Source organism: Sinorhizobium sp. P24N7 (assembly GCF_042436655.1).
GTDB classification, from domain to species: Bacteria; Pseudomonadota; Alphaproteobacteria; order Rhizobiales; family Rhizobiaceae; genus Sinorhizobium; species Sinorhizobium meliloti_A.
This window is the reverse complement of sequence record NZ_JBHMIW010000006.1, coordinates 305,415-327,233: the sequence shown is the minus strand read 5'-3', so window position 1 is coordinate 327,233 and position 21,819 is coordinate 305,415. Positions and strand designations below refer to the sequence as shown.

Sequence of the window (21,819 nt, the reverse complement as noted above, 5' to 3'; positions counted from 1 at the left end):
GAAACCTCAGGCTCCCTTCACGACTGCAACGATCTTCTGGGCGGCGTCGTCCAGATCATCGGCGGAAATCACGTTGAGGCCCGATTCATTGATGATCTTCTTGCCGAGCTCGACATTGGTGCCTTCCAGGCGCACGACGAGCGGCACCTTGAGGCCGACTTCCTTGACCGCTGCAAGCACGCCCTCGGCGATGACATCGCATTTCATGATGCCGCCGAAGATGTTGACGAGGATGCCCTTCACCGCCGGATCGGCCGTGATGATCTTGAAGGCCTGGGTGACCTTTTCCTTCGAGGCACCGCCGCCGACATCGAGGAAGTTCGCAGGCTCGGCGCCGTAGAGCTTGATGATGTCCATCGTCGCCATTGCGAGACCGGCGCCGTTGACCATACAGCCGATATTGCCGTCCAGGGCGACATAGGCGAGGTCGTATTTCGACGCCTCGATTTCCTTGTCGTCCTCTTCCGTCGTGTCGCGCAGCGCGACCACGTCCTCATGGCGGAAGAGGGCGTTGCCGTCGAAGGAGACCTTGGCGTCGAGGACGCGCATCCGGCCGTTCGTCATGACGATCAGCGGATTGACCTCGAGCAGGCTCATGTCCTTTTCGACGAATGCCTTGTAGAGGATCGGGAAGAGCTTCTCGGCATCGGCGCGCGCTTCGCCTTCGAGCTTCAGCGCGTCGGCGAGCGTCTTCAGATTTTCAGCGGTCACACCCTTTTCCGGATCGATCGCGACGGTGACGATCTTCTCCGGCGTATGTTCGGCGACCGCTTCGATGTCCATGCCGCCCTCGGTCGAAACGACGAAGGCCACCCGGCCCACGGAGCGGTCGACGAGGATCGAGAGATAGAGTTCGCGGTCGATATCGGCGCCGTCCTCGATATAGAGGCGGTTGACCTGCTTGCCGGTCGGACCGGTCTGCTTGGTCACCAGCGTATTGCCGAGCATGTCCTTGGCATTGGCGACGACCTCGTCCACCGACTTGGCCAGGCGCACGCCGCCCTTGGCGTCGGGGCCGAGTTCCTTGAACTTGCCCTTGCCGCGGCCGCCGGCATGAATCTGGCTCTTCACCACGTAAAGCGGTCCCGGCAGCTTCTTCGCAGCCGCTTCGGCCTCGTCGGCGGAGAAGATCGCGACGCCTTCCGCGACCGGCGCGCCATAGCTCTTCAACAGAGCCTTGGCCTGGTATTCATGGATGTTCATGGGTTCTTTCCTGTCTGATAGGCCGGATGGCGGTTACTTCAGGCTGGGTGCGATGTTGATGCACGCTTCGCAAAGGCCGGCGACGGCCGCGACCGACTTGTCGAAGGCTTCCTTCTCGCCCTTGTTGAGGTCGATCTCGATGATGCGCTCGATGCCGCCGGCGCCGATCACGGTGGGCACGCCGACATACATGTCCTTGACGCCATACTGGCCGGAGAGATGAGCGGCGCAGGGCAGCACGCGCTTCTTGTCCTTGAGGTAGGCCTCGGCCATTTCGATCGCCGAGGCGGCCGGCGCATAATAGGCCGAGCCGGTCTTGAGCAAGCCGACGATCTCGGCGCCGCCGTCACGGGTGCGCTGAATGATCTGGTCGAGCTTTTCCTTGGTGGTCCAGCCCATCTGGATCAGGTCGGGCAGCGGAATGCCGGCGACGGTCGAATAGCGCGCGAGGGGCACCATGGTGTCGCCATGGCCGCCGAGCACGAAAGCGGTGACGTCCTTGACCGAGACGTTGAACTCCTCCGCAAGGAAGAGCCGGAAGCGCGAAGAGTCGAGCACGCCGGCCATGCCGACGACCTTGTTCTTCGGCAGGCCGGAGAACTTCTGCAGCGCCCAGACCATGGCGTCGAGCGGGTTGGTGATGCAGATGACGAAGGCGTTCGGAGCGTATTTCTTGATGCCGGCGCCGACCTGTTCCATGACCTTGAGGTTGATGCCGAGCAGATCGTCGCGGCTCATGCCGGGCTTGCGCGGCACGCCGGCGGTGACGATGCAGACGTCGGCGCCCTCGATCGCGGAATAGTCGCTCGCACCGGTCATCGATGCATCGAAGCCCTCGACCGGAGAGGACTGCGCGATGTCGAGGCCCTTGCCCTGGGGAATGCCGTCGGCAATGTCGAAGAGGACGATGTCGCCCAGTTCCTTCAGGCCGGCGAGATGCGCCAGCGTGCCACCAATCATCCCCGAACCGATAAGTGCGATCTTGTTGCGCGCCATGAAAGTGCTTCCTTTGTGATCCCAAAATGATCAAGGCCTGAAACGCGGCAAACGCCAAACCTTCGCCGAAAGCCCTTAAACGGCAAAGTGAAAAATATCAATCGATACTTTTGGGCAGAGCAAATTCAATCGGTTAGATCGTAAAATTCTTACGTAAACGTAAGAATTGTTGTCGCCTGACCGTCATTCCGCCGCTGAATTGTGCGGGTGAGCCGCAGCGTAATCCTGGCTTTGCATCTCGATGAGACGCGAAACCGTACGGTCGAATTCGAAGCCTTCGGTGCCCTTCCTGGCGGTCAGCAGATGCTGCGGTTCGGCGTCAGCCGAGGCGAACAGGCGGGCGCCCTGATCATAGAGAGCGTCGACCAGGATGATGAAGCGCTTCGTCTCGTTGCGCAGGTGCGGCCCGAGATGCGGAACGTGGTCGAGGAAGATGGTGCTGTACTGCGCGACGATGGCAAGGTAGTCGGCGGCGCCGAGCGGCTGCGCGCACAGGTCTGCAAAGGTGAATCGCGCGGCCCGGCCGGCGGCCGCCGGCACGCGGATCGTGCGCCCCTTGCGGCCGATCTCGGCCGAGGCGACCGGCGCTCCGCCCGTTTCACGATACCAGGCGCGATCCATGGCGGCTTCCGTTTCGGGCCCGAGCGGCGACAGCCACACGGGCGTGCCATCGGTCTTGCCCAGACGATAATCCGTTTCCGTGTCGAGCGGGATGATCTCGGCATTCGCCTTCAGAAGATCGATGAACGGCAGGAAGAGACCGCGATTGAGGCCGTCGCGATAGAGATTGTCCGGCTCGACGTTTGAGGTCGCGACAAGCACGCAGCCCTTGGCGAACAGTTCGCCGAAGAGCCGCGCCAGTATCATCGCATCGGCGATGTCGGTGACGGTGAACTCGTCGAAACACAGAAGCCGCGCTTCGCCGAAGAGATCGGAAGCGACGGGCGGGATCGGATCGGCCTGCTTCGTCTCGCCGTTCTTGAGCTTCTGCCGGTGCCGGTAGATGCGCTCATGCACATCGGCCATGAATTCGTGGAAATGGGCGCGGCGCTTGCGCTGGATCGGTACAGCGTCGAAGAACATGTCCATCAGCATGGTCTTGCCGCGCCCGACGCCGCCGTGGATATAGAGGCCCTTGACCGGCGGCTGGTCCTTTTTGCGCGCCGCAAAGAGCCAGCCGAGCGCATTGGTCTTGCGCGAGGGGCGGCTCGCCAGGAGCTTTGCCGTCAGGCTGTCTAGCCGTCTTGCGATTGCGAATTGAGCCGGGTCGCGCTGCCGCTCGCCGGCGGCAACGAGCGCCTCGAGCTTGCGAAGAATGCTGTCGTCGGGATTGAGCACGATGCGCTTCTATCGTTTCGTGGTTTTGCGGCTTTGGTCCATCATGCGGCGTGAAGCGGAGAAATGCTCAGATCACCTGCGGCATCACGCGCGCGTTCCAGTTCATAATGGCTTTGGAGATTAATCCAGAATTCCGGCGTCGTACCAAAGGCCTTGGAAAGCCGCAGAGCCGTATCGCCGGTCGTGATCGATTCTTGCAAGTTGAGATGCGGGATGCGGGCGAAACCGCACACACTTCTCCTCCGCGCTAGCGGCTGAGGCTGACCGGCTGCCCGCCATTGGTCGAGCCGTCGAAGCGCGCATCGGCCGTCTTGTAGAGCCGGGCGATCGGATTGCCGCTGCGGTCCTTGAGCACGACCTGCTTGCCCGCCACTTCCCAGGATCCCATGGCCGTCAGCTCGCCGGCGCAGCCGCGCGTGCCGCCGCGCGAACCGCTGCCGAGATTGGTGAGGGTCAGGAACATGTCGCAGGAACTGCCGGCGCTCGAAACGCGCCAGTTGCCGACCATCGACTCCTTCGTTACGTCGAGGGCATTGGTGGCTGCGGCCACTTCCGTGCCGGCCGCCGCGCCGGGCGCTGCGGTGCCCGTCGTCGGTGCGGCCGGGAACTGCGACGCCCCCGCCGGAGGCGGCAGTTGCCCCGCGGAGACGGAAGGTACGGGCTGCGCCTGCAGGGGAGCGGGAGCGCGAGAAACATCCTGAGACCCGAAACCACCGAAGGACGTCCGCTGGCATCCGGCTAGCGCAAGTACAACCGCCAACCCGGCCGCCGCATGTGAAACCCGCATATCTTTACCCCCGACATTGTCCGCGAACCATAACGCAACGCGATAATATAGGCCGAATTACAGCAAAACCACCTTTCAAATCAAGGCAAGCCATTTCGCGTCCGGCAGTTGCAGGATTGAGACGCCCGGCGGATTCGCTCGCATGTGCCTTCACACGGACATGGCCCGCCCCCGGCGGACAGCCGGGTGTAATGCTCACAGTGCCGCGCCCGTCTGCCTGTCGAAGACATAGACCTGGCTGCGGTCCATCGCCGCCTTGAAGAGGGAACCATGGCGGGCGGGGTGGTCGCCGTCGACGACGGCGGTTATCTGTTCGCCGGCAAATTCGAAAAGCACGTGCGTCTGGGCACCGGTCGGCTCGACCAGCAGCGTCTGGCCGGCAATGGCATTGCCCTCCCCGCCCGCGACGAAATGTTCCGGGCGCAGTCCGATCCGGACCGCCTGCCCGGGCCGCACCTTGCGCTCGGGCGCGATGCGGATCGCCGACCCGTCGCCGAGGCGCACCGCCGGCTCCCCGTCATCGGCATCGACCGTTCCGTCGAGCACGTTCATGGCCGGCGAACCGATGAAACCCGCGACGAAGAGGTTGGCGGGCGTGCGATAGAGCTCCAGCGGCGTGCCCACCTGCTCGATCCTGCCGCCGTTCAAGACGACGATGCGGTCGGCGAGCGTCATCGCCTCGATCTGGTCGTGGGTCACGTAGATCGAGGTGGTGGCGACCTTCTGGTGCAAGGCCTTGATCTCGGTGCGCATCTGCACCCGGAGCTTGGCATCGAGATTGGAGAGCGGTTCGTCGAACAGGAAGACGGCCGGGTCGCGGACGATCGCGCGGCCCATGGCGACGCGCTGGCGCTGGCCGCCGGAAAGCTGGCTCGGCTTGCGATCGAGAAGCTCCGTCAGCGCCAGCATGCGCGCCGCCTCGCTGACCTTTCTGTCGATCTCGGGACGCGGGAGACCGGAGAGCTTGAGGTTGAAGCCCATGTTCTCGGCCACCGACATGTGCGGGTAGAGCGCGTAGGACTGGAAGACCATGGCGATGTTGCGCTCGCGCGGCGTCAGCGGATTGACCACCTTGCCGCCGATCAGCACCTCGCCGTCGCTGATCTCTTCCAATCCGGCGATCATGCGCAGCAACGTGGATTTGCCGCAGCCGGACGGACCGACGAGCGCGATGAATTCGCCCTCCGCGATCGAGAGAGACACGCCGTGGACCACCTCGAGCGCAGCATAGCTCTTGCGGATGTCCCTGAGTTCGACGGATGCCATGTGCTTTCTCCTTGGAACGACGCGTCAGGAAAGGGCTCAGGATTTCACCGCGCCGGCCGTCAGGCCTGCGATGATGTGCTTCTGGGCGAGAAAGAAGACGATCACCGTCGGCAGGATCGTCAGCGTGATGAAGGCGAGCACGAGCTGCCAATCGGTGCCGAACTCGCCGCGATAGACCATGATGCCGAGTGGCCAGGGATATTTCGCCTCCGTGTTCAGCATGATCAGCGGCAGGATGTAGCTGTTCCAGCTATGCACGAAGGTGATGATGCCGACCGTCGAGACGATGGGGCGGGAAAGCGGAAGGGAAATGTACCAGAAGAAGCGGATGTAGCCGCAGCCGTCGACGAAGGCGGCCTGGAAGAGTTCTTCCGGCAGGTTCCGGAAATAATTGCGGAAAAGCAGGATGCTCATGCCGAGGCCGAAGGCGACCTGAGGCAGGATCACGCCCCAATAGGTGTCGAGCAGGCCGAGATCGCGGATGCGGATGAAGAGCGGCAGGATCGCCGTTGCCGCCGGGAACATGAGCCCGATCAGGAAGTAGTTCAGCAAATGGTTCGAACCGAAGAACCTGACATGGGCGAAGGTGAAGGCGGCCATGGCCGAAACGATGACGGTCAGCGCCACCGTTATGGCCGCGATGAACAGCGAGTTCAGCATCTGCCGCCAGTAGCGGTCGCCGAAAAGGATATCGAGATAGTTCGACCACAGCCATTCGGAAGGCAGGCCGAAAGGATTGACGCGCAGATCGCCGAGCGACTTGAAGCCGCCGAGCGCCGTGGTGACCAGGGGCAGCAGGACCAGCATCGCCACCAGCGACAGCGACACGTAGAGATAGAGGCGGGTGGCTGCGGTCATGCGAACGGAAGAAGTCGTGTCAGTCATGGCGCATGAATATCCGTTTGTAGCCGAAAGCGAGCGTGACGCAGATGACGAAGAGGACCACGCCGACCGCGCTTCCGAGCCCCACCTGCATGCGGGTGACGCCGTAGGTGTAGAGGAAGGTCACCATGGTCTGCGTCGAGTTCGACGGCCCGCCGCCCGTGAGGGGCATGACGAGGTCGAAGAGCTGCAGCGATCCGATGACGGCGAAGAAGATCGACAGCCTGACGGTCGAGCCGAGGAGCGGCAGGGTCACGTAACGGAATTTCTGCCAACCGGTCGCTCCGTCGATCTCGGCAGCTTCGAGCACGCTCCTGTCGACGGCCTGCAGGCCGGCGATGAACAGCATCATGTGGAAGCCGAAATACTTCCAGATGATCACGGCAAGCACCGCATAGATGGCAAGGCTGCGGTCGGCGAGCACGTAGGGGGTGGCGACGCCGAAGAAGCCGGCGACCGCGGCCACGAGCCCGTAGTCGCCATCATAGACGAAACGCCAGATGAGCCCGGCCGCGACATCCGCCAGCACGTAGGGCAGAAAGAAGATCAGCCGGAAGGCGACGACGCCGGCGATCCTGTGCGCGAGCATCATAGCAAGCCAGAGGGCGAGCGGAATCTGCAGGAGCACCGAAACGAGAATGATGATGCCGTTGTTGATCAGCGCCCGCGAGAAGGCCGCATTGTTGAACAGCACCTCGAAATTGCGCAGGCCCACGAACTGCGTCGGGGTTCCGTAGCCGTTCCAGCGATAGAGGCTGTACCAGGCCGCCTCTCCCATCGGCAGGATGACGAAGACCGTGAACAGCAGCAGGGCCGGCGGCAGAAAGAGGATGAGCACCGGCAGGCGCCCGCGCACGGTCGGGCTCTTGTACCGCACTTTCTTGCGGCTTGCCGTGGCCGGCACCGCGGTGATCGTCGCAGTCGCGTCGGTCATCTGGTCCTCGCACCTTTCGTTCCGGATGGTCGAAGGAAAGCCGGGCAGCGGGAGCTCCCGCCGCCCTCGCTTACGCACTCATTCGAGTTCGCGGGCGTCCTGGATCATCCGGGCCGCCTCTTCCGAGGACATCTGTCCGGAGACGATTTCGACCGAAGCGTCGTTCACGACGCGGCCGACGGAGGGGCCGAGATCCTGGTCGAAATAGTTCTGGTGCCAGGTAGAGGCCGCGAGCTGGTCGGCCGAAGCCCGCACCAGCGGGTTGGTGACGCCATCCTCGGCCCCTGCCGCCGCCGGGACGATCATGCCGATGCCCGCCATTAGCCGCTCGTTTTCCGCATTGGTCAGGTAGCGCAGGAAATCCAGCGCTTCAGGCGGAGCATTTTTGGTTACCGCCCAGCCGTTGAGACCGCCCAGTGTGTCGGTGGCAGCACCCGCCCCGCCCTCGACGGCGGGGAAGGGAAAGCGGCCGATATTCTCTGGCGCGAGGCCCTTGCCGTCGCCGGAATTGGCGCGCTGGGTGGCTTCGGTCGTCTCGAAGCTCAGGATCATCGCCGCCTTGCCGTCGCCGAAGAGGCCGAGCGTCTGCGGCCAGCTCGCGCCGAGATAACCGCCCTGGAACGGCTCGAGCTTGCCGAGTTCGGCGAGCTGCTCGCCGGCCTTGATGATCGACGGATGCAGGAAGCCCTCGCCCTCATTGTTCCTGGCATCCTCGAAAACCTGCTGGCCGCCATTGCGCATGACCAGGTAGCTCCAGTAGAAATGCAACGGCCACTTGTCGCCGCCGCCGCCGGCGATCGGCGTAATGCCGGCCTCCTTCAGCGTCTTCACGGCCGTGAGGAAATCGTCCCAGGTCTTGATGTCCTCGGCCTTGACGCCACCCTTCTGAAAGAGCTCCTTGTTGTAGAAGAAGCTGATCGTTCCCATTTTGAAGGGAACCGCATAAATTCTGTCGCCAAAGGTGAAGCCCTTGAGCGCAGCGGGATTGTAGCTCTTCTCCCAGGCGCCGCCGTCGGCGCGCATCGCCTCCGTCAGATCCATGAGCGCCCCGGTCTCGGATTGCTGCTTCAGCACGCCGCCACCCCAGCTATAGAAGAAATGGGGCGCGTCGTCCGACTGCAGAAGCGTCGGCAGCTTCGCCTTGAATGCCTCGTTTTCCAGGAACTGGAGCTGAATATCGACGCCCGCATGTTCCGATTCGTACTTTGCGGCGATGTCCTCCCACATCTTTAAATAGGCCGGAACAGTCTCCAGATGAAGCCACCTGACCACCGTATCGGCGGATGCGTGGCTCGCATCGAAGAGAAGCGCCATGCCGGCTACGGCAGCAAGCGCGGAAAGTCTGATGGCGCGCAGAGGCGCCGACCCGCGTTCGAGCATCATCATTTTTCTCCTCCCAAACTCCTTCAAAGGGGGCAAAACGTCCTCTTCATTTTGTCCCCGATGCGGATTAATTCAGAGGAGATGCCGGCAAATGTCAACAGTCGTCGCGAATATTTCGGGAGCTCCGCTTGACAGGAGGCGCTAATTGCCCGTTATTTAATTCGTATTCCTGCTAAATAATCTGACCCGCCCAGCCAGCCAATCCAGCATGCGAGCATACTGAAGACCGATGAAGACCGCCGATCCCGAACTGATGCGCGCGATAAATCGCTTCAACGTGCTCGATACGATACGCCGGCACGGCCCCATTTCACGTGTCGAGATCAGCGAACGCACCGAACTGTCCACGACCACCGTTTCCGCGATCACCGCGTCGCTGCTTGACGATGGCCTCATCCTGACCCGGCACGAGGGCGATATCCGCAACGCTGCCGCAAGGGGCCGCCCGCGCGTCATGCTGGAGCTCGACCCGGAGGCCGCTCGCGTCGTCGGTGCCAAGATCGCCGCCAATCGTATGGTTTTCGCCGTCACCAACTTTCGCGGCGAGGTACTCTCCGACCTGACATTGCCGATCCGGGTCGACCGCCAGCCGATCGCCGTCATCGCCGATCTGATCGAGGACGGCGTGCGCCGCTGCGTGGTCGACGCCGACCTTTCGCTCGACGACATCGATTCGATCTGCATCGGCCTGCCGGGCGTGGTCGAACACCGCACCGGTCACGTCCGCTCCAGCCCGATCTTCCGGGAAACGGACGTCGACTTCGCAAGCGAAATGACGAGCAGGCTCAACGTCCCGACCATCGTCGAGAGCGACGCGCACGCCATCACGCTTGCCCATCACTGGTTCGGGCGCGCCCGCGACCTCGACGACATGGTTCTCGTTTCGCTGGAGCAGACCCTCGGGCTCGGCGTGCTGCATGGCGGCCAGCTTTTCCGAGGCGCCGGGGGCCTGAGCCACAATCTCGGCGATCTTGTGCTCGGCGTCCGCGAGAGCCGTACCGTGCGCCTTTCGACGCTCGCCGGGGAGAACGCGATTCTCGGCGAACACCCGATGGACGGGCGATTCGCCGAGGCGGTGCGCCTCGGACGGGGCATGACGCATGCGCAGATGCTGATCGCGGCCGACGACGAAGCGCTGACCACGGCCGCCTCGCGGGCCGGAGAAGCGGTCGGGCTCGCCGTCGCCAACATCGTCACGCTGTTCGGACCGCCGCGCGTCGTCATCGTCGGTTCGAGCCTGTCGCTCGGCACCGTTTTCGTGGAGAGCATCCGCCGGTCCTTTCAGAACGCGATCCCGCCCTCGATCTCGACGGTGGCCGAACTCGTCTTCGACGAATCGGCCGACGAGACCTGGGCCCAGGGGGCGGCGGTCGTGGCGCTCTGCGAACTCTACGAGTCCCCCTGGGGGACGACCGGACCGGCGCCGGCCCTTTGATGCGCTGCGCCGAACTTATGTATCCATTTCGGGAGGAGACTGATGGAAAAACTCGGTATCGGCATCATCGGCTGCGGCAACATCTCGTCGGCTTATCTGAAGGCGATGGCAGCCTTTCCGATCCTCGACATCCGCGGCATCGCCGACCTGAACCGCAACCTTGCCGAAGAGCGCGCGGCGGAGTTCAAGGTCGAGCCCCGCAGCGTCGCCGATCTCCTCGCGGATCCGTCGATCGAGCTCATCGTCAACCTGACCGTGCCGAAGGCGCACGTGGCCGTCGCCATGCAGGCCCTCGAGGCCGGCAAGCACACCTATTCCGAAAAGCCGCTCGCCACCGACTTCGCTGACGGACGCAAGCTGGTGGCGCTGGCTCGCGAGAAAGGCCTGCGGATCGGCGCCGCCCCGGACACTTTTCTCGGCGGCTCGCATCAGACGGCGCGCGCAATCGTCGATTCGGGCGTGCTCGGCACGCCCGTCGGCGGCACCGCCACGTTCATGTGCCCGGGTCACGAGCGCTGGCATCCCAATCCGGACTTCTATTACGACGTCGGCGGCGGGCCCATGCTCGATATGGGTCCCTACTACATCACCGACCTCGTCAACCTCCTTGGCCCCGTGGCCAAGGTTGCCGGATTTGCCACGGCGGCACGGAAGGAGCGGACCATCACCAGCGAGGCGCGCAACGGCAAACGCATCCCCGTGCGCGTGCCGACCCATGTCGCCGGCATCATGGCCTTCGAGAATGGAGCCGTCGTGCAGATCGGCATGAGCTTCGATGTGGCGGGCCACAGGCATGTGCCTCTCGAGCTCTATGGAACCGAGGGCACGCTGATCGTCCCGGATCCCAACCATTTCGGCGGCCAGATCGAGCTACTGAAAAAGGGCGGCACCTTCGAGCAGACCGCGACGAGCGAGCCCTATGCCGACGGCAACTACCGCTCGATCGGGGTCGCCGACATGGCACATGCCATCCGCTCGGGCCGGCCGCACCGGGCAAACGGAGACCTCGCCTTGCACGTGCTGGAGGTCATGGAAGCGTTCCACAAGGCGGCCGATACCGGTTCCACCGTCAGCATCAGCACGAAGGCCGAGCGGCCGGCCCCTCTATCGCAATCGCTCGTCGACGGCCGCATCGGCCGCTAGTCTAATTTGAGGAGGAATGAGAATGCGCGAGGCACTGATCGTCTGGGGCGGCTGGAGCGGGCACGAGCCGCAGGAATGCGCCCATATCATCCGCGACATGCTGCAGGAGGACGGGTTCAAGGTCTATCTGGAACACACGACCGAAGCCTTCGCCGATCCGTCGATCCACGACCTGTCGCTGATCGTTCCGATCATGACGATGTCGAAGATCGAGAAGGAAGAGGTAAAGAATCTTGCCGCGGCCGTCGAGGGCGGCGTCGGTATCGCCGGCTATCACGGCGGCGCGGGTGACGCCTTCCGCGAGAGCGTCGAATACCAGTTCATAATCGGCGGCCAGTGGGTGGCCCACCCGGGCAACATCATCGATTATCGCGTGAACATCACGCGCCCCGACGATCCGCTGATGGAGGGCATCTCCGATTTTCCCTATACCTCGGAGCAATATTACATGCATGTCGATCCGTCCAACGAGGTGCTGGCGACGACCACCTTCTCCGGCGAGCATGCCTCCTGGATCGAAGGCGTGACGATGCCGGTGGTCTGGAAGCGCAAGCATGGGAAGGGCCGGGTCTTCTACTCCTCGCTCGGCCATGTGGCCAAGGAATTCGAGGTGCCCGAGATGCGCACGATCTTCCGCCGCGGCGCGAATTGGGCTGCGCGCTGACGGGGGATACGGCGGATCGACCGGGGTCCGCCGCGCTCGTCGATGGCGCTCCCTCGAGGTCTACGATGCAGCCCGGAGAAGCCTGCAGTGGCGGAGGACATCGAGCCGCAGTTTGACGCGCTCACCAAGTCGGGCCACGGGGCAACTCAGCGCTGGACGTAGCCGCATAATTTACGTATTTTACGTATATTGGGAACGGAGCGACGCAGATGAAGCAATTCACTTTCAGCGAAATGAATCGCGCGTCCGGCGAGATCCTCGAGGCAGCGTTGATCGAGCCCGTAGCGCTTACCAAGCGCGGAAAGGAAAAGCTCGTCATCCTGTCCGCTGCTCAGTATCAGAAACTGGTTGGCCGACCTCACGCAGCCGCCTACACGCTCGAGAATGCGCCGGACGATATTCATGATGAACTCATGACCGGCCTCGATGCGATCATTGCCAGCGATGACCACGACGATGTTCAAGGCCGGTGACGTCCTTCGCTGCTACTATCTTTGGGCGAGGCAAGCCGGCGACGGTGAGGAATCGGGCCGCAAGGAGCGGCCGGTTTGCCTTTTGGTGAAGACACCGACGGAGCCGGTGAAGCTGTTTTTGTTCCCGATCACCTCACGGAGTCCGGATCCGTCGATCGCCCACATTACCGTCAGCGAAATCGAATGCCGCCGTGGCGGGCTCCGTTTCCCGTCCTGGCTGATCCTGGACGAGTACAATCTGCTCCGTCTCGACGAAGCCTATGATCTCGCGTCGACAACGCCGATCGGCACCTTCAGTCCGGCTTTCGTTCGCAAGGTGGCCACCCTGATCAAGCAAGCGGCGGCACAACGCCGTCTGCGCGTTGTCATCCGAAAGTAGAAAGGATGCCTTCCGGACAGCGAAGGAGCGCGCCTTGAGAAACGCATTGACGCGGGCTGCCCGCAAATGGGCTTGAAGAGAGGCCAGGCGCGAAAGCAAACCGGCCAGTTGCATTCCGAGATCCTATACAACATTTCTTATGCAGGATGCCGACGGGCGGATGAGGGGCAATCGATCAATGATCGACGCCTGCATAGGCGCGATCGCCCCAGAGCTTCTCGACCGTTCGGTTCCTGCCGCAGCCGTTGCGATAGTACCAGTAGCGGATCGGGTTCCGCTTGCCGAAGTCCTGATGGTAGTCTTCCGCCGGCCAGAATTTCGCTGCGCCTTCGACGGGCGTGACGATCGGCCGGCCGAGCTCCGCCTCGGCCTTGATCTTTTCCGCCTTCGCGTCCATCGCCTGCCGCTCGTTCAGCGCATAGATCGCGGTCGTGTAGGCGAAGCCCCGGTCGCAGAACTGGCCACCGTCATCCGTCGGGTCCGTCGTACGGAACAGGACGCCGACGAGCGCCGCATAGGAGACCCGGTCCGGGTCGAACTTCACGCGCACCACCTCGCGGTGTCCACCCGTCGCATAATCTTCATAGGTGGGGTTCGCGCTCTTGCCGCCGGCATAGCCGGAGATCGTTTCGAGAACGCCGGGCACGGCGTCGAAGTCGCTCTCGACGCACCAGAAGCAGCCGCCGGCGAAGATAGCATATTGCGGTTCTGCCGCCCGCGCCGGCAGCAGCAGGAAACAAGTGACGAGAAAACCGAGCAGCAGGCGAAGCATCGGCGGCCCTCCATCCTCGGCTATTACCTAACTGCCTGGCTGCGCGTTTCAAATCACTTAGCAACACGTCGATGTGACGGACGTGAAAGCAAAACGGCGGGCCGGGGCCCGCCATTGAAATGCTGCTGAGAACACCTGCAGGACGGAAGGGTCAGAACCGCCGCTCGACCAGCATCTTCTTGATCTCGCCGATCGCCTTGGCGGGGTTCAACCCCTTCGGACAGGCCTGGGCGCAGTTCATGATCGTGTGGCAGCGATAGAGCCGGAACGGATCTTCGAGATTGTCGAGACGCTCGCCGGTCGCCTCGTCTCTGGAGTCGATCAGCCAGCGATAGGCCTGCAGGAGGACGGCGGGGCCGAGATAGCGGTCACCGTTCCACCAATAGCTCGGACAGGAGGTCGAGCAGCAGGCGCAGAGAATGCACTCATAGAGGCCGTCGAGCTTCAGGCGATCTTCGTGGCTCTGCCGCCATTCCTTGGCCGGCGTCGGCGAAACCGTTTTCAGCCAGGGCTCGATCGAACGGTGCTGGGCATAGAAATTGGTGAGGTCGGGCACGAGGTCCTTGACGACGGGCATGTGCGGCAGCGGATACACCTTCACGGCGCCCTTCACCTCATCCATGCCCTTGGTGCAGGCGAGCGTATTGGTGCCGTCGATATTCATCGCACAGGAGCCGCAGATGCCTTCGCGGCAGGAGCGGCGCAGCGTCAGCGTCGGATCGATGTTGTTCTTGATGTAGAGCAGACCGTCCAGAACCATCGGGCCGCAATCGTCGATATCGATGTAATAGGTATCGATCCGCGGGTTTTTGCCATCGTCCGGATTCCAGCGATAGACCCGGTATTCGCGCAGGTTCGCCGCACCGACCGGTTTCGGCCACACCTTGCCTTCGGTGATCTGCGAGTTCTTGGGGAGAGCGAGTTCAACCATGTGCCTTAGTCCTCGAGATCAGTAGACGCGCGCCTTCGGCTCGATCTTGTAGGGATCGATGCCTTCGGCGATCAGCTCGGTGTGCACCGGACGAAAATCGAGCCGGACGTCGCCCGCTTCGTTGACCCAGGCAAGCGTGTGCTTGCGCCAGTTGACGTCGTCGCGACCGGCGAGCGGGCCATCCTTGTAGTCCTCGCGCGCATGCGCGCCGCGGCTTTCCTTGCGCGCCTCGGCGCCGTAGACCGTGGTGATGGCATTAGCCATCAGGTTTTCGAGCTCCAGCGTCTCGACGAGATCCGAGTTCCAGATCATCGAGCGGTCGGTGACCCTGACGTCTGGCAGTTCCTTCCAGATCGCCGACAGGCGACGGCAGCCGGATTCGAGCGACTCCTGCGTACGGAACACGGCCGCGTCTTCCTGCATGGCGCGCTGCATCTTGTCACGCAGCACTGCCGTGGGCGTGGTGCCGTTGGCGTGCCGCAGCCGGTCGAAACGCTCCATGATGCGGTCGCAGGAGGCCGTGTCGACGTCCGGCACCGCCTCGTTGCGGTCGATGATCTGGCCGGCGCGGATCGCCGCCGCGCGGCCGAAGACGACAAGGTCGATCAGCGAGTTCGAGCCGAGCCGGTTGGCGCCGTGCACCGAGGCGCAGCCGGCTTCGCCGACGGCCATCAGTCCGGGCGCGATTCGCTCCGGGTTCTGGCCGTCCGCGTTCAGCACTTCGCCCCAGTAATTGGTCGGCACGCCGCCCATATTGTAGTGAACGGTCGGCAGCACCGGGATCGGCTCGCGCGTGACGTCGACGCCGGCAAAGATCTTCGCCGATTCCGAAATGCCCGGCAGGCGCTCATGCAGCACTGCGGGATCGAGATGGTCGAGATGCAGGAAGATATGGTCCTTGTTCTTGCCGACGCCTCGGCCCTCGCGGATTTCCATCGTCATGCAGCGGGAAACGACGTCGCGCGAGGCAAGGTCCTTGGCAGAAGGCGCGTAGCGCTCCATGAAGCGCTCGCCCTCGGAATTGACCAGATAGCCGCCCTCGCCGCGGGCGCCTTCGGTGATGAGGCAGCCTGCGCCGTAAATGCCGGTCGGATGGAATTGCACGAATTCCATATCCTGCAGTGGCAGACCCGCGCGCGCAATCATGCCGCCGCCGTCGCCGGTGCAGGTATGCGCCGAGGTCGCTGAGAAATAGGCGCGGCCGTAGCCGCCGGTCGCCAGCACCACCATCTTGGCGGCGAACCGGTGGATCGTGCCGTCGTCGAGGTTCCAGGCGACCACGCCGGTGCAGCGCCCGTCAGCCGACATGATCAGGTCGATGGCAAAATATTCGATGAAGAATTCGGCATTGTTCCGGAGCGATTGGCCATAAAGCGTATGCAGGATCGCGTGGCCGGTACGATCGGCGGCAGCACAGGTGCGCTGCACCGGCGGCCCTTCGCCGTAGTTCTGCATGTGGCCGCCGAAGGGGCGCTGATAGATCTTGCCTTCTTCGTTGCGCGAGAACGGAACGCCATAGTGCTCGAGTTCGTAGACCGCCTTCGGCGCTTCCATTGCGAGATACTGCATGGCGTCGACATCGCCGAGCCAGTCGGAGCCCTTGACGGTGTCATAAAGATGCCACTGCCAGCAGTCGGGCGTCATGTTCTGCAGCGAAGCGGCGATGCCGCCCTGTGCCGCGACCGTATGCGAACGCGTCGGGAAGACCTTGGTTATGCAGGCCGTCCTCAGGCCCTGCTCGGCCATGCCGAGCGTCGCGCGCAGGCCCGCCCCGCCGGCGCCGACGACGACGACGTCGAAGGAATGGTCGACATATTGATATGCCTTGCCGTTTGCAGCGGGTGAACTGATCGATGCCATGACGAAATTACCCTGCAAAAGCGATCTTCAGGACGGCGAAAAGACAGAGCCCGCCGACCGCGATCGTGAAGAATGTGTTGAGCATGAGAAGCGCTATCTTGGCGCCCTCCGCATGGACGTAGTCCTCGATGATGACCTGCATGCCGATCTTCATGTGAACGAGGCCGGCGACGACCATCAGCCCCATGGCAACCGCCACGAAGGGGTTCGCAAGGGCCGCGATCAGTTCCGCATGCGGTGCGCCCGCATAATGGGCGAGAAAGACGACGAAGAAGATCGTGAGAGGAATGCTGGCGACGGCCGTGAGGCGCTGCCGCCAGAAGTGATCCGTGCCTTCCTTTGCCGAACCGAGACCCCGGACCTTGCCGAGAGGTGTGCGCATATTCATGTCGAAGTCCCTTAACGAGCGAGGTAGCCGACGACCCAGATGACGAGCGTCAGCGTCGCCGATGCGACGATCATGGCCTTCGCCATTCTCGTCGCGAAGTGCTTCTCATAGCCGTAGCCGAGATCCCAGCCGAGGTGGCGGATGCCGCCCAGCAGATGGTGCACAAGGGCCCAGGTATAGCCGAAGAGGACGACCTTGCCGATGAACGTGCCGAACAGCCAGTTCACCCAGTCGTAGTAGGCAGCGCCCGAAGCAGCGGCGATCAGCCACCACGCCACCAGGACGGTGCCGAAATAGAGCGCGCCGCCGGTGATGCGGTGCATGATCGACATGATCATGGTGGGGATCGGCTTGTAGATTTGAAGATGCGGCGAGAGCGGCCGGCTTCTTGTGACATTCGTCATCGGAACCTCGCGGGATGACCGGATATGCGTCCAAAACTGGACTCTTTCGTCCGGTATCGCACCCGATTGTGCGCAATTCAGTCACCCGGACCTTTAATCACCATAGGGCTTCACGACAAGTGTGTTTGCAGTGCAAAATCAATTTAATCGATTTGACGGAAAACGGCATTTTCCCGCCTCGGAGAGACATCCGGCCTTTTAACGATATGCACGAAAAAACCCAGCTGAATCCGTGACATTTCCCGTCGGTTGCCGCAGGATGCACTTTAACGGTTTGTTAACGATGATCCGGAGGCAGCGAGACATGAACCCCTCGCAAATGGTCCGCGCGGCCAAAGCTCTAGTCGTGGCCTTCGCACTTGCGATGCCCGCCGGTTTGCCGGCACGGGCCGCCGAAAGCGACGGTTTCGGCAATGTGGAGACCCGAACCCGTCATGTCCGGATCAAGCATCGCACACCCCATCACACCTGGCGCAAGGCGCGCCACCGGTCAGTAACGATCGTCGGCGGTTTCGCATCTGCCGATTCCAGGGGCCTGCCCGATGTTCAGACCCGCACCCGGCATGTCCGGCCGAGATATCCCTGGCCGGGATACTCCCGGCATCGTTACGCTCACCGCGGACGCGATCGTGGTCCTGTGATCGTCCTCAATGGCGGCGGATACGCGTCCGGCGGTTACGGCAGCTATGGGAGTTACGACTTCCCGACACCCATTCCGGACATCGGCACCTATGCCGGCGGCCTTTCGGCGTTCCGCGATGAAGGAAACGGCATCTATTTCAGCCGGGACGGCGGCTACGCCTATCTTGCAGGCGAAACCGCAGCAGCCAGCCCATATTCGAAACGCGCGAAGATCATCATCGTCTCGCCGCAGGTAAACGCCAGCGCTTGCTCCTGGGAGCACGGCGTCTGCGTCGTCCGGCCGTAGAGGGCGGACGTTCCCCTCAATCGTCGCCCGCGGCGACAGCCGGACCGAACCGCCAGACCGTCGTGCGCTTCACCTCGCTGTCTTCGAGCGCCCGGGTCACCAGCACCTCGTAGGTCGCAAGGTCAGTCATCCGCCCGCGTGGACAATAGGCCCGGCCCGGATCGCCGACGAGAACGACGGCACCGGCACGTTCGAGCGCGTCGAACCAGGGCAGAAGCAGATCGGCGAAGCTCTTGTCGTAGAAGACGTCTCCGGCGAGGTAGACGTCGGCCGCCCGTTCCGAGCCGACGATATCGTCTCCGGTGAAGGCGAGCGATACGCCGTTGAGCCCGGCATTCAGCCGCGCGGCCGTTTCTGACCATGGGTCGATGTCGGCGGCGGTGACCTCATCGGCGCCGGCCAACTTCGCCGCAATGGCGACGAGGCCGGAACCGGAGGCGAAATCGATGACGCGGCGGCCGCGCACCGTTTCAGGATGATCGAGGACATAGCGGGCAAGCCCCTGCCCTCCCGCCCAGGCGAAGGCCCAGAAGGGCGGCGGCAGACCGATCCGTTCCAGCTCTTCCTCGGTCTTCAGCCACAATTCATGCGCCTCGCCCGCAAGATGCAGGCGGATTTCCGGCACGTGCGGCGGCGCGAGAATGTCTGTGTTGGCGCGGATGAAGCTTTCGGGATCGGTCTTCACGACATTCGGGTCGCTATCGAGGCGGATTGTCCAGCCCGCCCATGCGGCAGACCTCGATCCACTCGTCATCCGTCACCGGCTGCACCGAAAGACGCATCGACGTGACGAGCGACATCTTGGCGAGCTTCGGATTTTCCTTGATTTCCTTGAGTGAAACCGGCCGTGGCATGTCCCTGACGGCGCGGATGTCGACGCAGTCCCAGCGGGCGTCGCCCTCTGCCGTCGAGTCCGGATGCGACAGCGCGCAGACCTCGGTGATGCCGACTATCTCGAGCCCCTCGTTGGAGTGATAGAAGAAACCCTTGTCGCCGATCTTCATCGCCCGCATGTTGTTGCGCGCCAGGTAGTTGCGCACGCCGGTCCATTCGGTGCCCTTCTCGCCGGCATCCTTCTGCATCTGCCAGGACCATTTCGCCGGTTCGGATTTGTAGAGCCAGAACGCCATCGCCCCTCAAGCCTCCGGATTGTTGAAGACCCAGTTGTAGGCCTTGATCTCGACATTGGCGAAGAGACCCGCCTTCGCATAGGGATCGGCCTCGGCAAGCGCCCTGGCCTCTTCGAGCGTGTCGGCCTTGACGATCACGAGGCTCCCCGTCGGCTTGCCGTCGGCGCCCAGGAAAGGTCCTGCGATCTTCAGGATGCCCCGGGCATTGAGGTCGTTGAGATAGGCGACATGGTCAGGCCGCGTGTCGACCCTGAGTTGCAGCGCGCCGGGCTTGTCGGTGCAGAGCAGTGCGAAGAGCATGGATCCTCCTGAAAACATCATTCGTGGGTGATCGGTCTGGACATCAGTTGTTCGAGAGCCGAGCGGACATCCAGCTTTCCGTCGACGATGGCTGCGACGGCCTCGGTGACCGGCATCTCGATGCCGAGTCCGCCCGCCACGCGGGCGGCGACGGATGCGGCAAAAGCGCCCTCCACCAACTCGCTGCCGGCGGCAGCCCGGCCGTCTTTACCGAGGGCTATGCCGAAGCGCAGGTTGCGCGACTGGTGGCTCGTCGCGGTCAGCACGAGGTCACCCAATCCCGAAAGGCCACGCACAGTGTCCGCCTCGCCGCCCCTCGCGACGATGAAGCGCGACATTTCCGCAAGCCCGCGCGAGATCAGCGCAGCTCGGGCCGAATCGCCGAGACCGGCGCCTTCTACGATGCCGCAGGCGATCGCCAGCACGTTCTTGAGCGCCCCGCCAAGCTGAACGCCGGTGCGGTCCGCCGAGGGATAAAGCCGGAACGTCCGCCCGGAAAGCGCCTCCGCAAGCTCCGTCGCGATCGCGGTATCGGGGGCGGCGATCACCATGGCGGTCGGCAGGCCGCGAGCGATATCGGCGGCAAAGCCCGGGCCGGAAAGCACCCCGACGCGGCGGCCCGGCAACTCCTCTTCGAGAACGTCGGTGAGGAGTCGGCCGGTCGATTGCTCCATGCCCTTGGCGCAGGTGACGACGATCGCCCTGGCGCCGATCGCGGCACCGTAGCACCGCGCCGCGTCCCGATGCGCTTGCGAAGGCATCGCAAAAAGCACGATGTCGGCGTCTTCGAGCGCGGCCGCCTGTGAAGAATAGACAAGGCGCGGGGGAAGCGGAATTCCCGGGAGAACGGCGTCATTCCGCCCGGTACGGCGACATTGCGCGGCCGCCTCCTCCCGCCGGGCAAGCAGAGTGACATTCGCCTTGTCCTTCGCTGCCGCGACGGCCGAAAGCGCCGTTCCGAAGGCGCCCGCCCCGACGACCACGATTTTTTGCGCGCTCTTCGATTTGCCGCTCATCTTCCGTCCATCATGCCTTGGCGCCGCGTCTGCCGGAGCCGATCAATGCCTTGGCTTCGGAATCGAGCGGCCAGCGCGAACGCGGAGCCGCATCGAGCCCGTCCGCCGGCAGGCCCGCCGCGAGGCGCTCCGCACCGGCCCAGGCGATCATCGCGGCATTGTCGGTGCAAAGCGAGAGCGGCGGCGCGATGAAGCGGAAGCCGTGCTCGTCGCAAAGCGACTGCAATGTCCGGCGCAATGTCTGGTTCGCGGCAACCCCGCCGGCCACGACGAGAGCCGGTTGGTCGACGGAAGCGAAGTCAGCCCTGAACCGCTTCAAGCCGCGCCCGACCCTGTCCCTGAGCGTGCGGGAAATGGCGCGCTGGAAAGAGGCACAGACGTCGGCGATATCCTGATCCGTCACCGGCTCCAGCGACTGTGCGGCCTGGCGGACGGCGGTCTTGAGGCCCGAAAAAGAAAAGTCGAGCCTGGCGTCACCCACGAGCGGCCGGGGAAAATCGAAGCGCTCCGCATTGCCGGCCTGCGCCGCCCGCTCGACGGCCGGCCCGCCCGGATAGGGAAGACCGAGCAGCTTTGCGGTCTTGTCGAAGGCCTCGCCGAGCGCATCGTCGATCGTCGTGCCCCAGCGTTCGTATTCGCCGACGCCCTTGACGAGGATCAACTGTGTATGGCCGCCCGAGACGAGCAGCATCAGATAGGGAAATGAAAGGCCGTCGGTCAGCCGCGCCGTCAGCGCATGACCTTCGAGGTGATTGACCGCAAAGAGCGGCTTGCCGGTCGCCCGCGCGATCGCCTTGCCGGTCATCAGCCCGACGATGAGCCCGCCGATCAGGCCGGGACCACTTGTCGCAGCGACCGCGTCGATGTCACGGAGCGTCACGCCGGCGCGCAGGAGCGCTTCCTCGATCAGCGTGTCGAGCGCCTCGACATGGGCGCGTGCCGCGATCTCTGGAACGACGCCGCCATAGGCACTGTGCTCTTCCAGCTGGCTCAGCACCACGTCGCCGAGAATCCGGCCGTGGCCCTCTTCGTCACGCAGCACGACCGAAGCGGCGGTTTCGTCGCAGCTTGTCTCAATGCCGAGGATGCGCAAAGGCGGGGACGTCACGTGCTATACTCAAAGATTGCGGTCGCAGTGAAAGGTGGTTACACGAAACTCAAACAGCGCCGTGCGCCTTCAGACGCACAAGGGACGCTGTAACGCTTT

The 21,819-nt window shown here is 63.4% G+C and carries 24 protein-coding genes and 1 pseudogene; 6 read left to right on the top strand and 19 right to left on the bottom strand.

Annotation, left to right across the window (positions count from 1 at the left end; all coding sequences use genetic code 11):
* Window positions 1–6: 6 nt before the first annotated feature.
* From sucC to ACFHWW_RS12970, 9 genes and pseudogenes are all read right to left on the bottom strand, one after another.
* On the bottom strand, window positions 7–1,203 hold the full coding sequence (gene sucC / locus ACFHWW_RS13010; protein ID WP_379938564.1) for an ADP-forming succinate--CoA ligase subunit beta: 1,197 nt from the start codon (window positions 1,201–1,203) through the stop codon (window positions 7–9).
* A 33-nt stretch (window positions 1,204–1,236) separates the two neighbouring features.
* A complete protein-coding gene (mdh, locus tag ACFHWW_RS13005; RefSeq protein ID WP_018097290.1) occupies window positions 1,237–2,199 on the bottom strand; it encodes a malate dehydrogenase in 963 nt (320 codons plus the stop codon).
* A gap of 183 nt (window positions 2,200–2,382) precedes the next feature.
* Window positions 2,383–3,537 carry a cell division protein ZapE gene (gene zapE / locus ACFHWW_RS13000; protein ID WP_379938562.1) on the bottom strand — a complete coding sequence of 385 codons (1,155 nt, stop codon included), beginning with the start codon at window positions 3,535–3,537 and terminating at the stop codon, window positions 2,383–2,385.
* A gap of 41 nt (window positions 3,538–3,578) precedes the next feature.
* Window positions 3,579–3,722, bottom strand: a pseudogene (locus ACFHWW_RS12995) (transcriptional regulator); the annotation flags it as partial.
* A gap of 62 nt (window positions 3,723–3,784) precedes the next feature.
* Window positions 3,785–4,324 (bottom strand): protease inhibitor Inh/omp19 family protein, encoded by a 540-nt coding sequence (locus ACFHWW_RS12990; protein WP_018097293.1) that lies wholly within the window; start codon window positions 4,322–4,324, stop codon window positions 3,785–3,787.
* Window positions 4,325–4,519: 195 nt separating this feature from the next.
* Complete coding sequence (locus tag ACFHWW_RS12985) at window positions 4,520–5,590, bottom strand: ABC transporter ATP-binding protein (RefSeq protein WP_100672790.1); 1,071 nt, start codon at window positions 5,588–5,590, stop codon at window positions 4,520–4,522.
* A gap of 36 nt (window positions 5,591–5,626) precedes the next feature.
* A complete protein-coding gene (locus tag ACFHWW_RS12980) occupies window positions 5,627–6,475 on the bottom strand; it encodes a carbohydrate ABC transporter permease (RefSeq protein WP_018097295.1) in 849 nt (282 codons plus the stop codon).
* Window positions 6,468–7,406, bottom strand: a complete 939-nt coding sequence (locus ACFHWW_RS12975; RefSeq protein WP_100672789.1) for a carbohydrate ABC transporter permease — start codon at window positions 7,404–7,406, stop codon at window positions 6,468–6,470. The genes ACFHWW_RS12980 and ACFHWW_RS12975 overlap by 8 nt, the downstream gene beginning before the upstream one ends.
* Before the next feature lie 78 nt (window positions 7,407–7,484).
* Window positions 7,485–8,789: an ABC transporter substrate-binding protein gene (locus ACFHWW_RS12970; protein ID WP_379938559.1), complete on the bottom strand. Its 1,305-nt coding sequence runs from the start codon at window positions 8,787–8,789 to the stop codon at window positions 7,485–7,487.
* Window positions 8,790–9,018: 229 nt separating this feature from the next.
* Here ACFHWW_RS12970 and ACFHWW_RS12965 point away from each other — a divergent pair, with 229 nt between their 5' ends.
* From ACFHWW_RS12965 to ACFHWW_RS12945, 5 genes are all read left to right on the top strand, one after another.
* Window positions 9,019–10,224 (top strand): ROK family protein, encoded by a 1,206-nt coding sequence (locus tag ACFHWW_RS12965; protein WP_379938557.1) that lies wholly within the window; start codon window positions 9,019–9,021, stop codon window positions 10,222–10,224.
* Between the two features lie 42 nt (window positions 10,225–10,266).
* Window positions 10,267–11,367: a Gfo/Idh/MocA family protein gene (locus ACFHWW_RS12960; RefSeq protein WP_379938555.1), complete on the top strand. Its 1,101-nt coding sequence runs from the start codon at window positions 10,267–10,269 to the stop codon at window positions 11,365–11,367.
* 22 nt (window positions 11,368–11,389) lie between these two features.
* A complete protein-coding gene (locus ACFHWW_RS12955; protein ID WP_018097300.1) occupies window positions 11,390–12,031 on the top strand; it encodes a ThuA domain-containing protein in 642 nt (213 codons plus the stop codon).
* Between the two features lie 209 nt (window positions 12,032–12,240).
* Window positions 12,241–12,504, top strand: coding sequence for a type II toxin-antitoxin system prevent-host-death family antitoxin (locus ACFHWW_RS12950; protein WP_275597212.1), 264 nt, complete (start codon window positions 12,241–12,243; stop codon window positions 12,502–12,504).
* Window positions 12,476–12,883, top strand: a complete 408-nt coding sequence (locus ACFHWW_RS12945; RefSeq protein ID WP_345774898.1) for a hypothetical protein — start codon at window positions 12,476–12,478, stop codon at window positions 12,881–12,883. The genes ACFHWW_RS12950 and ACFHWW_RS12945 overlap by 29 nt, the downstream gene beginning before the upstream one ends.
* A gap of 175 nt (window positions 12,884–13,058) precedes the next feature.
* Here the strand turns inward: ACFHWW_RS12945 and msrA are convergent, their stop codons facing one another.
* From msrA to sdhC, 5 genes are all read right to left on the bottom strand, one after another.
* On the bottom strand, window positions 13,059–13,655 hold the full coding sequence (gene msrA / locus ACFHWW_RS12940; RefSeq protein WP_275597211.1) for a peptide-methionine (S)-S-oxide reductase MsrA: 597 nt from the start codon (window positions 13,653–13,655) through the stop codon (window positions 13,059–13,061).
* Window positions 13,656–13,806: 151 nt separating this feature from the next.
* Entirely contained in the window at window positions 13,807–14,586 is a 780-nt protein-coding gene (locus tag ACFHWW_RS12935) for a succinate dehydrogenase iron-sulfur subunit (RefSeq protein WP_003531162.1), read from the bottom strand.
* Between the two features lie 18 nt (window positions 14,587–14,604).
* Window positions 14,605–16,446, bottom strand: a complete 1,842-nt coding sequence (gene sdhA, locus ACFHWW_RS12930) for a succinate dehydrogenase flavoprotein subunit (RefSeq protein WP_026168837.1) — start codon at window positions 16,444–16,446, stop codon at window positions 14,605–14,607.
* A gap of 7 nt (window positions 16,447–16,453) precedes the next feature.
* Complete coding sequence (sdhD, locus tag ACFHWW_RS12925) at window positions 16,454–16,834, bottom strand: succinate dehydrogenase, hydrophobic membrane anchor protein (RefSeq protein ID WP_100672783.1); 381 nt, start codon at window positions 16,832–16,834, stop codon at window positions 16,454–16,456.
* Between the two features lie 11 nt (window positions 16,835–16,845).
* Window positions 16,846–17,238: a succinate dehydrogenase, cytochrome b556 subunit gene (sdhC, locus tag ACFHWW_RS12920; protein ID WP_018097306.1), complete on the bottom strand. Its 393-nt coding sequence runs from the start codon at window positions 17,236–17,238 to the stop codon at window positions 16,846–16,848.
* 304 nt (window positions 17,239–17,542) lie between these two features.
* On the opposite strand from sdhC, the gene ACFHWW_RS12915 reads away from it, so the two are divergent.
* Window positions 17,543–18,166: a hypothetical protein gene (locus tag ACFHWW_RS12915; protein WP_379938549.1), complete on the top strand. Its 624-nt coding sequence runs from the start codon at window positions 17,543–17,545 to the stop codon at window positions 18,164–18,166.
* A 16-nt stretch (window positions 18,167–18,182) separates the two neighbouring features.
* Here ACFHWW_RS12915 and ACFHWW_RS12910 read toward each other — a convergent pair whose 3' ends face one another.
* The 5 genes from ACFHWW_RS12910 to tsaD are packed head-to-tail and all read right to left on the bottom strand — an operon-like array spanning window position 18,183 to window position 21,720.
* Window positions 18,183–18,851, bottom strand: a complete 669-nt coding sequence (locus tag ACFHWW_RS12910; protein WP_379938547.1) for a class I SAM-dependent methyltransferase — start codon at window positions 18,849–18,851, stop codon at window positions 18,183–18,185.
* A gap of 13 nt (window positions 18,852–18,864) precedes the next feature.
* Window positions 18,865–19,296, bottom strand: coding sequence for an EVE domain-containing protein (locus tag ACFHWW_RS12905; protein WP_100672780.1), 432 nt, complete (start codon window positions 19,294–19,296; stop codon window positions 18,865–18,867).
* 6 nt (window positions 19,297–19,302) lie between these two features.
* Entirely contained in the window at window positions 19,303–19,596 is a 294-nt protein-coding gene (locus tag ACFHWW_RS12900) for a YciI-like protein (RefSeq protein ID WP_100672779.1), read from the bottom strand.
* 17 nt (window positions 19,597–19,613) lie between these two features.
* Entirely contained in the window at window positions 19,614–20,612 is a 999-nt protein-coding gene (locus tag ACFHWW_RS12895) for an NAD(P)H-dependent glycerol-3-phosphate dehydrogenase (RefSeq protein ID WP_338284014.1), read from the bottom strand.
* A 10-nt stretch (window positions 20,613–20,622) separates the two neighbouring features.
* On the bottom strand, window positions 20,623–21,720 hold the full coding sequence (gene tsaD, locus ACFHWW_RS12890) for a tRNA (adenosine(37)-N6)-threonylcarbamoyltransferase complex transferase subunit TsaD (RefSeq protein ID WP_379938544.1): 1,098 nt from the start codon (window positions 21,718–21,720) through the stop codon (window positions 20,623–20,625).
* Window positions 21,721–21,819: the final 99 nt, after the last annotated feature.

Coding starts and splice junctions, on each gene's coding strand:
- sucC (WP_379938564.1), bottom strand. CDS start 1,203: ATGAACATCCATGAATACCAGGCCAAGGCTCTGTTGAAGAGCTATGGC.
- mdh (WP_018097290.1), bottom strand. CDS start 2,199: ATGGCGCGCAACAAGATCGCACTTATCGGTTCGGGGATGATTGGTGGC.
- ACFHWW_RS12990 (WP_018097293.1), bottom strand. CDS start 4,324: ATGCGGGTTTCACATGCGGCGGCCGGGTTGGCGGTTGTACTTGCGCTA.
- ACFHWW_RS12985 (WP_100672790.1), bottom strand. CDS start 5,590: ATGGCATCCGTCGAACTCAGGGACATCCGCAAGAGCTATGCTGCGCTC.
- ACFHWW_RS12980 (WP_018097295.1), bottom strand. CDS start 6,475: ATGACTGACACGACTTCTTCCGTTCGCATGACCGCAGCCACCCGCCTC.
- ACFHWW_RS12975 (WP_100672789.1), bottom strand. CDS start 7,406: ATGACCGACGCGACTGCGACGATCACCGCGGTGCCGGCCACGGCAAGC.
- ACFHWW_RS12970 (WP_379938559.1), bottom strand. CDS start 8,789: ATGATGCTCGAACGCGGGTCGGCGCCTCTGCGCGCCATCAGACTTTCC.
- ACFHWW_RS12965 (WP_379938557.1), top strand. CDS start 9,019: ATGAAGACCGCCGATCCCGAACTGATGCGCGCGATAAATCGCTTCAAC.
- ACFHWW_RS12960 (WP_379938555.1), top strand. CDS start 10,267: ATGGAAAAACTCGGTATCGGCATCATCGGCTGCGGCAACATCTCGTCG.
- ACFHWW_RS12955 (WP_018097300.1), top strand. CDS start 11,390: ATGCGCGAGGCACTGATCGTCTGGGGCGGCTGGAGCGGGCACGAGCCG.
- ACFHWW_RS12950 (WP_275597212.1), top strand. CDS start 12,241: ATGAAGCAATTCACTTTCAGCGAAATGAATCGCGCGTCCGGCGAGATC.
- ACFHWW_RS12945 (WP_345774898.1), top strand. CDS start 12,476: ATGACCACGACGATGTTCAAGGCCGGTGACGTCCTTCGCTGCTACTAT.
- msrA (WP_275597211.1), bottom strand. CDS start 13,655: ATGCTTCGCCTGCTGCTCGGTTTTCTCGTCACTTGTTTCCTGCTGCTG.
- ACFHWW_RS12935 (WP_003531162.1), bottom strand. CDS start 14,586: ATGGTTGAACTCGCTCTCCCCAAGAACTCGCAGATCACCGAAGGCAAG.
- sdhA (WP_026168837.1), bottom strand. CDS start 16,446: ATGGCATCGATCAGTTCACCCGCTGCAAACGGCAAGGCATATCAATAT.
- sdhD (WP_100672783.1), bottom strand. CDS start 16,834: ATGAATATGCGCACACCTCTCGGCAAGGTCCGGGGTCTCGGTTCGGCA.
- sdhC (WP_018097306.1), bottom strand. CDS start 17,238: ATGACGAATGTCACAAGAAGCCGGCCGCTCTCGCCGCATCTTCAAATC.
- ACFHWW_RS12915 (WP_379938549.1), top strand. CDS start 17,543: ATGAACCCCTCGCAAATGGTCCGCGCGGCCAAAGCTCTAGTCGTGGCC.
- ACFHWW_RS12905 (WP_100672780.1), bottom strand. CDS start 19,296: ATGGCGTTCTGGCTCTACAAATCCGAACCGGCGAAATGGTCCTGGCAG.
- ACFHWW_RS12900 (WP_100672779.1), bottom strand. CDS start 19,596: ATGCTCTTCGCACTGCTCTGCACCGACAAGCCCGGCGCGCTGCAACTC.
- ACFHWW_RS12895 (WP_338284014.1), bottom strand. CDS start 20,612: ATGAGCGGCAAATCGAAGAGCGCGCAAAAAATCGTGGTCGTCGGGGCG.